At 55.5% G+C, this 14,838-nt stretch carries 6 protein-coding genes; 4 read left to right on the top strand and 2 right to left on the bottom strand.

Going from position 1 to position 14,838, the window contains the following annotated elements:
- Window positions 1-185: 185 nt before the first annotated feature.
- Window positions 186-416: a helix-turn-helix transcriptional regulator gene (locus SH139x_RS26880; protein ID WP_488352805.1), complete on the bottom strand. Its 231-nt coding sequence runs from the start codon at window positions 414-416 to the stop codon at window positions 186-188.
- A 191-nt stretch (window positions 417-607) separates the two neighbouring features.
- Here SH139x_RS26880 and SH139x_RS26875 point away from each other — a divergent pair, with 191 nt between their 5' ends.
- On the top strand, window positions 608-853 hold the full coding sequence (locus SH139x_RS26875) for a plasmid mobilization protein (RefSeq protein ID WP_488352804.1): 246 nt from the start codon (window positions 608-610) through the stop codon (window positions 851-853).
- 220 nt (window positions 854-1,073) lie between these two features.
- Here the strand turns inward: SH139x_RS26875 and SH139x_RS26870 are convergent, their stop codons facing one another.
- Window positions 1,074-1,340, bottom strand: a complete 267-nt coding sequence (locus tag SH139x_RS26870; protein WP_488356102.1) for a DUF1580 domain-containing protein — start codon at window positions 1,338-1,340, stop codon at window positions 1,074-1,076.
- A 1,296-nt stretch (window positions 1,341-2,636) separates the two neighbouring features.
- Between SH139x_RS26870 and SH139x_RS26865 the strand changes: the two genes are divergently transcribed.
- From SH139x_RS26865 to SH139x_RS26855, 3 genes are all read left to right on the top strand, one after another.
- Window positions 2,637-3,248, top strand: coding sequence for a hypothetical protein (locus tag SH139x_RS26865; RefSeq protein WP_488352803.1), 612 nt, complete (start codon window positions 2,637-2,639; stop codon window positions 3,246-3,248).
- A 3,374-nt stretch (window positions 3,249-6,622) separates the two neighbouring features.
- A complete protein-coding gene (locus SH139x_RS26860) occupies window positions 6,623-6,865 on the top strand; it encodes a hypothetical protein (protein ID WP_488352801.1) in 243 nt (80 codons plus the stop codon).
- A gap of 1,522 nt (window positions 6,866-8,387) precedes the next feature.
- Window positions 8,388-14,624, top strand: coding sequence for a protein kinase domain-containing protein (locus tag SH139x_RS26855; RefSeq protein WP_488352800.1), 6,237 nt, complete (start codon window positions 8,388-8,390; stop codon window positions 14,622-14,624).
- Window positions 14,625-14,838 lie beyond the last annotated feature (214 nt).

Here is a 14,838-nt window from a genome sequence, read left to right as displayed (position 1 = left end):
AGCAGTCTTTAGTATGTCGCCTTGCCCTACTTTGTCATGTTGAGCGATGCGGTGGCGGGTTAGTCGATCAACTGCCCAAAACCACGAAGTGAGCGGATAGGACCGTTAGACACTTAGGTATGTTCATAGAGGAACGGCGAGTTAAATGTCGCTAACTTAGGTGGGCCGCCACGCCATAACAGATACTATTGTCGACGCGTCCGCTTCGCAGGGCGGACCTCTGGACATCCATCATTGATCCAGGTCTCGAGAGTGTCACGATTCCAACGGTTCGCTCCGCCGAGTTTGACAGGCCTGGGCATGCGACCAGAATCTGCCAACCGATAGACATGGCGAGTGGAAATTGCCAACATCGAAGCCACGTCGTCAACCGTCATGAGACGAGCGGAAGCGAGTTGAGTCTCAGGATCAGCCATCTCGGAAGCCCTCCATAAGTTGGTACTTTGGCCCGCTCGCAGCGAGTTCATCATGGAACTTGGGACGACACCATCCTGGCGTTGACGAGGCCTGTCCCAGATAGTACCCTAGGTCCAAGTGGACCGCAAGTGCCATGCGGTCATTTAGGCTAGGTTTTTAATGATCCCCCAAGAAGCAACAGAGGCCAGTCATGGCAAAAAAATCGGCGGAAGAGCCGGCTGACAAATCGGGCAATGACAAGGAAGTCACACTGAAACTGCGGCTCAGCCCGGCGGAACATAAGCAAGTGCGAATGGCGGCCGCTGAGTGCGAAATGACCATCGCTGAATTTCTTCGAAAGTCAGTGCTGCACTGTGCCGGGGACGCGGTGGTTAAGTACTACCAGCGCGAGATGCGACCGAGCCAATCCCGCCGAACAAGAGCACAAAACGAGTAGAAAATGCACGATTGCTGCAAGTGAATGGAACTTATTTATAGGCAAGGCAATTGTAGATACTGGGCGTCTCATTACCGACCTGCCGAGATGAACTGGCTGCATAACCTCGTCGCTTTCTGGCTATGGCTAGAAAAGTCAGCCACTCAGCTATCACGTGGGATCACTTGATTTGTTGCAACGAAGTGGTTCTTCATGCTGCTGAACCAGGACGCCGAGCGGCTTAGCGACCTTCACATGTAAGCTCCTTTTCAATCCCGCAAAAGCTCGTTTGCGAACTTCGCGAGGCCTCAGTTGTTGGGTTCAGCGCAGGTTCGCTTGTTCCATCCATCTGCTCTGTGACAGCATTGAAGAACCGCGAGAGTGCCTCGTCACTCGTGTATCTTGCGCCTCCAAGAAAGCAAGTTTCGAGCCGCACTCCCCGAACCCCGTACTTCGACCAGCGGTAGAAAGTCGAGACCGCGAAGCGGCGGCCAGTGCTGGACTCCATGAACGCGGGAGCTTCTGTAAGCTTAAAAACTGTCTCTGTCTTAGGATTAATGGCCATGTAGGAAATCTCCATTGGTTTGCAAGCTTAGGACTACCCAAGCCTGAGGTTAACACTGAATGAGAAGATGACCAAAAATGTACGCGGCCATCGACGGGCATCGCAAAACGCGACTCGCAATGCGACAGAACGTGCTGGCTCTCTTTTCACTGCCGTATCCAAGTAGCAAGCACGCCATGAGCTGAGGGGAGGCCTTGAGGTCTCCGCGATAGGCCGTTCACCAACTGTCCAAGCCGGCAGGCGGTGAGCCGCTAAATCGGCATCAGCCTGAAATGCTCGGTGCTTGGAGCTATCGCTTGCGACAACCGACAGGCCGCCGCGCCGCAACGTCACCTTTCCCCGTTGGACACGATCCTTGTGATCAAAGCAGATCACTGACGCACGCGCAGAGGCGCCAAGCGGTCGGTCACAAATCGCAATTCCCATAAAGGTGCCCTGCGCACACAGCCACTCCGCTCCAGTCGCATCGCCAGCGACTCAGTGCAAAATCCACGTGTTTGCGCACCTATGCGTCCGCACGATGGCAAGGCACGCGAGGTAGAGCGATCGGCTTCTCTTCCAAAACGCCAACAAGATGGAACATGCAGACGTGAGTCGAGCGTTTACCAACTCAGCGCAGGCCAATCGCGCCAAATTACTCCCAGCATGGCTTGCAATGAATTGCCTGGCCCTTAGCGCTATCCCGAAACCAGTCCAGAGTCACACTCATATTGAATTCTTCTCATCTATCGGTATTCACTAACATGACTTCTCATGTATTACCAACCCGATGGAGATATCAAGATGAGTTTGACTCGCCCCCTCTCGAAACCAAGAAACAAAAGATCGCTCAAAGATTCGCTCGATCTTGGCGACAATTCACCTGAGATTTGTGACGGATTACGGAAAGCCCTCGGGCGAGCTAAACCAGAAAAGCTCATCGAAGCTCTGCATGCAAACAGTAGGTTGGTGCAAGAAGCACACTCGAGTGAATTCAAGAGCTACGACCGTTCCCAGCTACAAGCTGAGCGGAGGAAACTTCCAAAACGCAGGTACCCTTCGCTCGAGGACCTACAGCGACGCCTCGATCGCGTTGCTAGGTGCTGCACCGTCTGGACCGACGGTCAGCCAAGTTACGTGTGCCGACAACCTGTCGTCTGCGCAGTCTGTGCCCAGGCGAAGTCAGACGCGATACGGCAGGTTTACATCAAATTTGCGCACACACTACTCGAAAAGCACAAGTCCTTCCTAGTGCACCACATGACGATCCACGCCGGCAGCGCTCTCCCACCAGCACTAACCGCCAAAAATATCGAGCTGTGCGCTCACATCGGTAGCATCCGTCGCTATATCCACGACAAAAACAAATACGACAGACGTACGGATGCACAAGTGCGGTACGACTTCCCATTACACGACGACTTCTACCACTGTGCGGCTAGGAAGCACGGTAGAAAACACAATTTCCGGCCGCACTTCCACGTCGTTGTCGTCCATAAACCACGGAATCTTAAAGACTCCCGCGTCGACTACTGCTTCCGTAGCCAGTGCGAAGAACGTGGGCTCACCTTCTTCCACACCAAAAGAACTCGCATCTACACCGGCGAACACTTCATCGACGGAAACCAACCGCCGGCAGGACTCGGCAACCTCGGCTACTACACCAGCATGCCGTTCAAAGCAGATCAGCTCACGGAGTTCGAACGGCTAATCACCCTGCTCACACTTCCAACGGGAATTCGAATGATTCGTAGAAAGACAACCGGACAGACATTCGTTCCGAAGTACTGGAACAAAGCACGTCCAAACAAAGACAGCTTCCACTTCGACCCGGAAACAAACAGCTTCCAACCAGGGCTTCGAGACAATTAATTGTCTCGAAGCTCGTCTCAGATTTCTAGAAATTCTGCACGACCGAAGACTACAAACATTGAATGTTCGCTAAATGGGGGTAATTATCCCTAGCGCTCTACCGCTTTATCGCCCTTCACTCTTCAGCGCACACGAACGCTCTCGCAACCACATCCACAACAACGCTCTCCCCATTCACACCCACGCTACGAACAACCACGCCAACCAATGTGTTCGCACTGCGTGCGTGTTTACCGATTGGCGTTCCTACATCCAGCGTGTGTTGTGTATCCAGCTCATGTTGATCCTCCATGTGCTGATCTATGTGCAAGTAGTGAACTTCATCCTCGTTATGCCCGGACGCGTGACGCCGCCGGCAATCCACCGCTTCGAGACAATTAATTATCCCCACACCAATCCACCACGACACACCAAACCTCAGATAACTAACAGCACGCCCAGCGTCGCCTCTCTCGCACGATTAGACCCCTAGGCGACTCCCATGTCGTCCGGGACCATTTGCGTTCGTTACAGAGCCTCTCGGGAGCTCGCGGCAATGTGCTTTCTAAATCCAGAAACATCAACCACGCCCTCTGGAGCCATCCCCATCATCTGTCTCGCCTAGCTCATTCCTTCCGAGGCTCCTGCAAACGCAACTGATGTCGAACCTCTTTGCAATCATGAATCAAAACAGCCACAGGTGACATCGCTTCGAGATAATTAAATTATCTCCAAAGAGTTCTCACACCACTAGCGCGCCACCAAGCTACCCTTGTGTGGATGCCAGTGCGCCAACAAGACATACTGGTGAGATTCCAGCGCGGCACCAGGCCATGCGAATTCATCGACAATCAAAGTTGCTGACCACGTCGCGGCACCAACACCTCAGCCTGCTTTGACTCGGCAGCTCTCAAACCAGCTAAGGACCACTGAACAACCCAGCAACTCGCTGCTCATCACGAGACAATTAATTGTCTCCAACCCGCAAGTCATGAAAATCGATTCCCAAACACCTTGAGAACCGCCCCCAATTCCTGAATACCTTCCACACCCAATTCCTTATTTCCCTAGCGCTGAATCAATCGCTTCTCCCTATCGCTTTTTCGATCGCTTCATCCTCCCGTTCGATAGCAGACCGCTAAAACCGCCAGGCGTCTCACCCAATCAATCCCTTAAACAGCAAATCCCACGCATCGCCTCCAGCACGTGACGGACACAAACCGACTCTCGGGGCGGCACCCACCCATCCGCGCTCTTTAGACGGCCTCTCAGGAGCTCGAGGCAAAAGTACTGTTCAAGCAGTTCAACGCGAAAACACAACTTAGACCCTCTGGAACCAATTCAAGAATCAGTCAACTAGCAACACAGCGAAAGCGGAACCTCTGCCTTCCGTAATCTTGTTGATGCCGCCAGAACTGGAAGAGCTGCTTCCAAGATGAACTTGCCGTCCGAAGTAGAAGTCGCTGAATGCGATTGCTAATTGGCTCCACTAACCAGTTCCACAAGACAGAAATAGATATCTGGCTTGAAGCAGGCCTGGATCAGTCACGTTCCTGTTATCTGTAATCCTGGCAATCACCAAGTAAATAGTCGCCTGCCAGCCTATCGATCGTCGCCAAACGGCTCGCAGCCATCCTGCGCGGGTGAAAAGTGCTGATCGAGCCTTTGGCCATGCGCTGGACGACACCTACACGCGGCAAGTAGCCACCGCCCATCACCCACTGGCGGCTTCATAAATGCTTCAGCAAGTTACCTCCACCTCCACACCACACTTGCGCCAATCCATTCCCACACCAGCAATCGCACTGAGAGCGTGACGTACAGATGGCGAAGGTGCCAGCAAGCTTGTGCTGCATGCGATTGACCGTAAGTCTGTTTGCGCTGCACGTGTTAACGAAGAAGAAATTCCTTTCATCTATGCCCGGACGCGATTGCGAGTGGCGACCAATCCCTCGAGACAATTAATTGTCCCCAAACATCCCTCCCCAACTTTTTCCAGCCTTCCATTCCGTTCCGCTAATGTGATTCCGTGCATCCCTCTGACTGCACGCCCCATGTAGCCGCTCCTTCGCACCAACACGCTTAAATGGCCCCTCTGTCGCTTCGGCCCAGACGCGCGAGCTATGGAGCCCCTGCGAGTTCACAGTCATGGCCGACTCAACCCGATGCGCCCGTAACGCTCCATTCATCACATAACGCCGCCATCGATCCAGGACTCCTGCGCTGAACTCGCCTCGTCATCACGGGCATCAATCAACGGCGTCATTCGAGATAATTAAATTATCTCCATGTCGACAACAGCAACACCGAGCTGATAATCGTGGCTCAAAGCAAAAGCACAGCGGGCACACAAGAGCGGGTAAACATCCGAAATCGCCAGTAGCTTTCGCTTCCCAGCGACAGCCCTCTGTGAGCTTTAGACCACAACGCGCACTAGAAGCAGCCAACCCCACACCCAACTGCAGCCACGTCGGCTGCAAGCTCGCCGGCCATTCCACTGCAGCACTGCCTCTGTCCAGGCTTCGCGGTTTTCCATCAGCTGGCGATCAGTCGCGATCAACAACAATCACAGTGGCCCACCATTAAAGGCACTACCACTAGGACGTTTCCGAAGCGGCATTCGGGAGTTAGCTCCGTAACGACAATTCCGCCTAAGCATCTGCACCGAGCTCTCTTTATCACCGCAGGGCCTGTTGATGCCGCCGACGCAGCGCCTCACGTATCAGTGCAGCGCATTCGGCTCAGCAGCTCACGCAGGGCAGATGGCTCTCAATTCCTGCAGCATGGCCCCGATGCGTCGCACGAGCCCTCACAAGCTCGCTCAACGATTCAGCAGCACTCGGCTGCAAGCATCCGGTGAACCATGTCCAGCAAGCACAAAATCAAGCCACAGCGGAACCAGGTAATGCCACCGATCCCCGCCCGGCCCACTCTCTGCCTAGCTGAAGCCAATTTGATCGCCACAAACATTCCAACACCAGAAGTCCATGGCCGTGGACAAACCGTGCGTCCTTGATCTGGCATCAACTTGCGAGAAAACGTCAACCAGGACTGCCGCCCGAAATGACATCAACGAACTCCACACTCACTGCTCTGCGTGCTGATCCGGTCCGCTGCGGATCAATGGGCGGTTCTGATACTCATCAATCTCTGGACCAGGTACTTCGTAAGCTGCGGCCGTCATCACTCATCACGACCTGCAGCACACAAAACGACCTGCAGCGCACAAAAAAAACGAACCAAACCAGCCAGGTCAATCCAGCCACGGTGCCAGCAGTTTTGCACGAATACCACGTCCATCTCAGCGTTCGCCGTTTTAGCCGCAAATCCGTCGTCATCGATAATAATTGCGCACAATCGGTTCGGACTCCTGCCCATTTCTAAAGTCACTGGTTATGAACACCCGCGCAGAAACCATCACCGACCTCCCTGAAGCTACACAAGCCCTCCTCGGCGACCATCTCGGCCAAGTTGGCGTTCGCTGGTACGAAGAAGATTACACTCGGCAGCGTCGCCTTGAGCTACTGCCCGACTACTGGATGTACATCTCGCAGGTCTTCACGCACTCCTTCCCAGTCGACAAACGTGGCCGGCCATTCAAGTACTCTCCTCAGTCAATCCTGGCTGGCATCCTCTAAAAACACTTGAGCAACTGTGGTTGGCGGCAGGTCCCAGAGCAGTACCCTCACCACAGAAGCCTTTGCGAGTATCAGAACAAGTGGCTTGAAAACGGGCTCTGGAAGCTGCTCCAGCTGCGCTCGGCCATGTACGCAGACCAACCCGCCCACGAGCGCTACCTGACTTTATGCACGGAGTACTCGCGTACCCGAGAACGCCATACGAGAAAACGCGATCTTCAGGCCAATCGCGAACCCACATCGGCTGACTTATCGGATCACGGATCGATTGATGAAGCTGGCGCGCGAAAGACCAAAACCAATCGCCCCAGAGTTAGGCTGCGTCGGAGGCGTCGCCGGACAAAAAAGCAGCTGAACAACCAGGTCAAACAAGCGATCAGCGAACTTGACGGCTAACCTGCCGAACGCACCTCACTGTCTCTAGAGGACGCCAAAACCCATCACTTCGGTATTTTTTGTCTGTCATGGCGTGCAGTAATATTCCAACTAGTCATGGGTCTCGACGCACATGTAAACTTCTGCGATCGCGACGAATAAAACGAAACTAAAAGGGTTGCAGTTTCGACGCGCAACCGGCTAATCCGCGAGGGCAAGCGATGGTCCGAATAACTGAGATTCCCCGCAAAACACCGACTATTTCTCTTGCAGACGAGCCGCGACTGATGAAGTTCAACCGGCATCGCCTCCTCATGATCGCTCGCATCCAGCCAAAGCGTTGCAGGACCTTTAGTTCGAAAAGAAACTCGCATCGCACTCTTTCACTTGGTCACCAACCTGCGGAAGAACAGTTGCCATCCCCGCTCTGAGATGGCTTTCGGCAAACAGAGTCCACCCTTTGATGCGCATTCGTGGAAAATTACCAAGAGCGAATGACGGGGTCCTGGTAGCATCGTGGAACTGGACAGGTAAAAGGGTCAAAAACTAACCAGGGAATCAACAGACGCTCCAGATAATTTAATTTTCTCGAACGCTTTGCTTTCTGGCGCTGAGTGGGGTTGGTGCTGCAGATTCTCTGCTCCACCGCCTACATTGCCAATGTTCGGTTGCAGGCCATCATTTCAGCGGCAGCAAAGACATCCAGGATTACGCTCTGGTTTTTATGGGTATCCCGCAGTTAAACCGTATCGAATCGCCAGCCCCGGATGGCGGCTGATGGTCGGCACCGATTGGCGGTGTGGCATTGTTTGAAACGGAGCCTCGAAAATGTCGCCGCGCGGTTCTTCGTTAGACGCCAAGCGTCTGAGCCAGCTGCCGCTCAGATTTGCTTCCCCTGTTGAGTCGATGCACCCGCCGCAGAAACGGAGTCGGGATATTTGCTGGCGATGAAACGCATTGCTCCACCGAGTAGCGAACTTGTCCGTGCAGCTTGGTCTGCCGTTACGGACGAAAGCACAAGAATCTGGTGTCCGCAGGTTCGCTAATTTCAACTACCCCTCGTGGATGCACTAGCTACGCTGGTTTGCTAGGATCATTCCAAGTTAACGGCGTCGAGAAGGTTCATAGTTCGGAGAGTTAGCGGCAGATGTCAATATTAGCGCAACAATTCGAAGCCCTTTGGGAATTCAGCGATTCTCCACCGGATGTGTTCGAGTTCCTCCGGCGGCACAATGGGGCTGCTGGTGACGATGTGCTGGCCGTTTTGCTGACCGACCAGCATCATCGCTGGAAAACCGATGCTCCTCACAAGGTGGAGGATTACTTGGAACGGCTCTCGGATCTCAGTAGCGATCCCGACGCCAAGCTGCAATTGGCGGTCGGGGAGTTTCAAGCACGACAAGCAGCGGACACGAACCCGAGTCTCGACGAATACACGTCCCGGTTCAGCGACATTAGCGATCAGCTACGCAGCAAGTTGTCTGAATTGGTATCAGGGGCTGAACAGCACGATCGCTTGACCGCGACACAAACCTTAATCACCAACCAGACCGTAGGTGACCGGCAGCTTGGCCGGTATCGCCTGGAACGCGTGCTGGGCGAAGGGGCGTTTGGGCGGGTCTATCTGGCTTACGATGAGGAACTTCAGCGACAGGTCGCCATCAAAGTTCCCACCGCCGAACGATTCCAGCAGCCGGAGGATGCCGAGCAATATCTCGCCGAAGCTCGTACGGTCGCAAGTCTCAATCATCCCAACATTGTGCCAGTGTACGACACAGGCAGAACGGATGACGGCTCGATCTATGTCGTTTCCAAATTCATCGAAGGCCAGGCACTGAGTGAGCGGATCAAAGAAGATCGTCCAGGCTATGATGAGGCAGCGAAACTGCTGGCGACGGTCGCACAAGCCCTACAGCACGCCCACGACAGACGGTTGATTCACCGGGACATCAAGCCCGCCAATATCCTGCTCGAAGGATCGAACGCTACGCCGTATGTGGCCGACTTTGGACTGGCGATTCGAGAGGAAGATTACCTCAAAGACCGCAGGCTGGCCGGGACGCCCGCCTACATGAGCCCTGAACAAGCCCGTGGCGAAGGGCATCGGCTGGATGGTCGCAGCGACATTTTTTCCTTGGGTGTGGTGTTGTATGAACTGCTGACCGGCAAGAAGCCGTTTCGGGGCAGCACCGCCAATGAACTGCTGCATCAGGTCGTGTCGGTCGAACCGAAACACCTCCGGGAACTTGACGACAAGATTCCTGCTGAGTTGGAACGTATCTGTCTAAAGGCATTGTCGAAGCGAGCTTCGGATCGCTATGCGACCGCCGTCGAGTTGGCCGACGATTTGCTGCACTGGAACCAGTCACCGCAGCAGAAGGCCAAGGATCATCAAATTGTTCCCAAGGGGCTGCGGTCGTTCGATGCGGATGATGCCGACTTCTTCTTGGACCTGCTGCCCGGCCCTCGTAATCGCTCGGGTCTGCCGGAAAGCATCCAGTTTTGGAAGAGCCGGATCGAAAGAACCGACCCCGACAGGACTTTCAGCGTTGGCCTGATCTACGGGCCTTCGGGTTGTGGTAAGTCATCACTGGTCAAAGCGGGACTATTGCCACGGTTATCGAAGGAACTGACGGCGATCTACGTCGAAGCGACTCCTGATGAAACGGAGACTCGGATCCTGCGTGGTCTTCGCAAGTCTCGGCCTGAATTGCCGCAGGACTTGGGGTTGGTCGAGACGTTTTCGCTGCTGCGGCGTGGTGAAGGTAAGAAGGTCGTTGTGGTCCTCGATCAGTTTGAGCAGTGGTTGCACGCTCATCGTGCCGAACAGGAAACGGAACTGGTGGCAGCATTGCGGCAATGCGACGGCGGCAGTCTGCAAGCCGTCGTGATGGTCAGGGATGATTTTGCGATGGCGGCGGCTCGGTTTATGGACATGATCGACATTCCCATCGTACAAGGCCACAACTTCGCCACGGTGGACCTGTTCGATATTGACCATGCCGAGAAGGTGTTGGTCAAGTTCGGACAGGCGTTCGGCAAGCTACCCGCTCAAACCGGCAAGCTTTCCAACAACGAACAGTCGTTTGTGCGTTCCGTGGCCTCCGGTCTGGCACAAGATGGCAAGGTCGTCTCGGTGCGATTGGCACTGTTTGCCGAAATGGTCAAAGGTAAGCCATGGGTTCTGGTCACGCTGGAGGAAGTTGGCGGCACGGAAGGCATCGGCGTCAATTTTCTGGAAGAGACATTCAGTTCCCGCACCGCCAATCCCAAACACCGCCTGCATCAGCAAGCCGCCCGTGAAGTTCTCAAAGCTTTGCTGCCCGACGTCGGCAGCGATATCAAAGGCCACATGCGGTCGCGCAGCGAGTTATCGGAAGCGTCTGGGTATCAGAACCGGCCGGGAGAGTTCAACGATCTGCTGCGCATTCTGGATGGGGAACTGAGGCTGATTACGCCCACAGATCCTGAAGGCTTCCATACTGAATCCGGCAGCGATCCCAGCTCGAAGTTCTATCAACTGACGCACGATTATCTAGTGTCATCGTTGCGCGAGTGGCTGACTCGCAAGCAGCGGGAAACTAAAGCAGGTCGAGCCGAGTTGCGACTAGCGGAGCGAGCGGCGATCTGGACGTCCAAACCTGAGAACCGCAATCTCCCCTCGCTCTGGGAATGGATCACGATCCGCCGGTTGACCGACCAGCAGAAATGGCAACCGAATGAACGGACCGTGATGCGGCGTGCAGGACGAGTGCATGCTTGGCGGACGGGGTTGATTGCTGCGACATTGGCGATTGTGACGTTCGGCGGAATTCAATTTAGCAGTCACCTCAGAAATCAGCAACTTGATCTCCAAGCCACGAATCTTGTTGATTCGCTGGCGCAGGCCGATCTCGATAACCTGAAACGTGTCCTGGCGGATCTGGAACCACTGCGAGATCGTGCCAGCGACAAGCTGACTGCCGCATTCGACGCGCAAACTGAAGGTTCCGATGGCCAGCTCAAGTTGGCGATCGGGCTGATGGCTGACGATCCCAAGATGGTTGAAATCGCTAGCAGGCGGCTGTTGGATGTCCCCTCAGCGAAATTTACTCCGATCCGCGACTTGCTGCTGCCTTACAAAGATCAAATTACGCCCGGTTTTTGGGAATTGGCGGTCGATGCCCAGCAACCTAACGCCGCGCGATTTCAAGCGGCCAGCGCGCTGGCCACCTTCGATCCCGCAGCGGCACAGTGGGACGATGCGAAGTTCACCAGCTTGCTGGCTGAGCACCTGGTTGGCGTGCTGCCGTCCGATCTTCCCGTGTGGCAGCAAGCTCTATCGCCAGTGCGAGAGAAGTTAGTTCCCGGCTTGGCGGAGATCTTTCGAGATACCAACCGACGCGAGCAAGAACGATCGTTCGCGACCGACACGCTGAAGACGTTCGCGGCGGGTGATGCACTGGCATTGGCGTCGCTGGTTTGTGATGCGGATACGGATGGCTTCAATACGTTGTTTCCCGTCCTGGATGCGGAAGGCCCGAGTGCTCGCGAGCGGCTAACTGACATTCTCAAACAGACGCTCACCCACGATTGGCAAGATGCATCGCTCGATCCATCGTGGACGCAACCTGCTGCCGCCGCGAAGGCAGTGATCGAAACCCATGGCGGCTTGCTGGAGACTCGCTTCGCTTTCGTGCAGACACTGCCGTGGGAGCGATTTGGCGAACTGGCAAACGAGCTGAGCCAATCCGGCTATCGACCCACACGCGTGCGGCCTTACCAAAGTGCAGGAAAAGCGCTGGTCGCCGCCGTTTGGCAGCGTGACGGGGGGCGCTGGGAGCTGCAGCAAGATCTATCGCCGACCGATCTCCCAAATCCTCAGCAACCGGCTGAACGCGATGGGCTGTTGCCTTGTGACCTTGCTATCCAGCAGATCGACAACGAAGGACAACCCCGATTCTGTCTGCTCTGGGGCCAGGCCAACGACGAAGTGGAACAACGTCGCGTGGTAGCCGATTTGACTACAGGGCGTTTTGCCGATTTCGGAATAACCCCTGGCTTCTTCACTTCCCCCTTCGAAGGCTTCCCGTCCCAATCGACCGTCACCGTCTGGACCGACGCGGAAGGGACGCAGCACTACGGCGGCATTTGGTCCAATCAAGGAGCGGTCTCGGAGATCAACTTGGGATTTGATGGTGAGGAGTACTTTGACCAGCCGCAATGGGACATTGCGCTCGGCGACGAACCGTCTGTCACTACTCCGCTGTTGCGTCAACAATCCACACTGGCGCAAATCGATGGTCTGCCCGCCGAAGTTCGCGAGCAGCCTCGCAACCTTATCGACCGTGCCACCGCGCTGTTTCACCTGGGTGATGTCGACGCCTGCAAGCAGCAACTTGATGAGTTACTGGCCAGCGAAGCAAACGAGGCGAATCCAGACCTGCATCGGCTACACGCCTGGACGCTGGCTAGACTGGGAGATGCCGACGCCGCTCGCGAATCGCTGGCGAAACACTTGGAAACGGTTTCCGATCCGATCGTGCGAGCGTACGCCTCGGCACCGGTGGAAGCTTACCTCGGCAACCACGAGGCTGCAAAACAGCAACTCAGCGATGCCGTGGTCGCGGCCAGTGGAAACCCAGATGACCTTTACAACGTTGTCTGCGCGGCCGCGTTGTCGTCTCTGTATGCCAGCTCACAATCGCACGAGCCAGCCACCACAGATGCCGATGCGGACGCGGCTGAAGAAACGGCCACGGAGAATGCGACCTTAGAAGACCAGCTTGCCGAGTACCGCCAACTCGCCCTGACGCTGCTCCAGCAAACCATTGCCGCGGGCTTCGACAGCGGTCCCCTCATATCGAGCGATGTCGATTTGGCTCCCTTGCATGACACTGAAACATTCCAGCAGATCGTCCAGTCGCTGCTACCTTCCCGGCGAGTCGTCGGTGTGTGGCGCAGCGATATCGATTACGAATCGCGGCTCGTTCAAGCGCCGACAGCCGATGCACTCTTAGAACAAGCCACCCCGTTGATCGCGGCAGGCTATCGCCCGTTCTCGCTGGTGGTCGATGGCGAGAACTTGTTTCTGACGCTCCATCGCCCTTTGATCCCAGATGCGAAGAAAGAACAACTGGCCATTCGCCAAGCGTCGGCTGCGGCGGCGTTGTTGCGGATGGGTGAGGCGGAACGAGTTTGGCCCCTGTTCAAGCACGCCAATGACCTGCGAGTTCGCAGCTATCTGCTGTCGAGGCTTAACGGCTCTCAAGTCGATCCAGCCCTGATTTTGGACCGTTTGCAGAACGAATCTGACCCGGCCAGTCGTCACGCCATGATTCTCGCAGTGGGCCAATACGCAGCGGCCGATCTGCTCTCATCGGAACAGCGTGAAATGGCAGTCCAGTGGTTGAAAGGGGCTTATGCCGACGATCCTGACCCGGGTGTCCACGGGGCCAGCGAATGGGCCTTGCGGGAACTGGGGGAACGGGATGCGATTGACGAGATTCGCACCGCCTATGCCACCGGCAAACCGGCGGGAGACCGGCGTTGGTTCTTCACCCAGACGGTGTCACCCTCTGAGCAAAGCGATCCACCAGAATCCCAACGGAAACAGCCTCTGGGGATGGCACTCGTCGATGGAAGTGAACCCTTTTTGATGGGCACCCCCGTGTCGGAGGCGGAACGATTTCAGGGGCCAACCGGCAAGAATGAAATTCGCCACTTACGAACCATCGGTTACCGTTACGCGATCGGCATGCACGAAGTCAGCGTGGCCCAGTTCAAGCAGTTCCGGCCCCGTCATGGTTTTGACCGCATTAAAGCCCGCGAATCGGACGCCCCTGCCAATAATATCACTTGGTACGATGCCGCCGAGTATTGCAATTGGCTCAGCGAGCTGGAAGGAATTCCGCGGGACCAGTGGTGCTACGACCCTGACCAACCGATCGCAGAGGGGATGGTGCTACCGGCCGATCATTTGCAACGAACAGGATACCGCTTGGCGACGGAAGCGGAATGGGAGCACGCTTGTCGCGCTGGTACCAGCACGTCAAGGTTTTTTGGAGAGACGGAGGGTTTGTTGGGTGAATACGGCTGGTATACCAAGAACAGCGGCGAGCGTAACATATTGTCGGTGGGAGCGCAAAAGCCGAATCCGTTGGGACTTTTCGGTCTCCAAGGGAATGCCTTGGAGTGGTGTCTTGATCGAGCCTTTACCTTTGACAAAGAACGAATGGGCAATCAGGTGAAATTGGGGAAGATAGACAATTCGGGTAGCCGCGTTTTGCGTGCTGGCTCGTTCGCCACTAACGCGTCGTTTCTGCGTTCGGGCGTCCGCAACGTCTTCCGGCCTGATGGCCGCGTCGTCAATTTCGGTTTTCGGCTCTCGAGGACTTACCCCTGACCCCCCTTTTTTCACCCCTTTTACCCTTACGATTTCTAAGCCGCCGCGCAGCGGCGCGCGATTCTAAAATCGCAGTGTCTCAGTATGAGACACTCCATTGTAGAACGGCTGTCCCAGTCGTGTGCCAAGAGAGCACGCCATTGCGGACCATCGCTAGACATTGCAGAGCGATACTTCCTGATTGTTTCTTCCCAAACCATTGATCAAGCATCGG

The organism is Kothea flammea, assembly GCF_052161645.1.
Classification (GTDB): Bacteria; Planctomycetota; Planctomycetia; order Pirellulales; family Pirellulaceae; genus Laterigemmans.
This window is presented reverse-complemented; position numbering and strand designations above follow the sequence as displayed.

What these genes read in the sequence shown, in the direction of transcription:
- SH139x_RS26880 (WP_488352805.1), bottom strand. Translation starts at nt 416, where the DNA reads ATGGCTGATCCTGAGACTCAACTCGCTTCCGCTCGTCTCATGACGGTT.
- SH139x_RS26875 (WP_488352804.1), top strand. Translation starts at nt 608, where the DNA reads ATGGCAAAAAAATCGGCGGAAGAGCCGGCTGACAAATCGGGCAATGAC.
- SH139x_RS26870 (WP_488356102.1), bottom strand. Translation starts at nt 1,340, where the DNA reads ATGGAGTCCAGCACTGGCCGCCGCTTCGCGGTCTCGACTTTCTACCGC.
- SH139x_RS26865 (WP_488352803.1), top strand. Translation starts at nt 2,637, where the DNA reads ATGACGATCCACGCCGGCAGCGCTCTCCCACCAGCACTAACCGCCAAA.
- SH139x_RS26860 (WP_488352801.1), top strand. Translation starts at nt 6,623, where the DNA reads ATGAACACCCGCGCAGAAACCATCACCGACCTCCCTGAAGCTACACAA.
- SH139x_RS26855 (WP_488352800.1), top strand. Translation starts at nt 8,388, where the DNA reads ATGTCAATATTAGCGCAACAATTCGAAGCCCTTTGGGAATTCAGCGAT.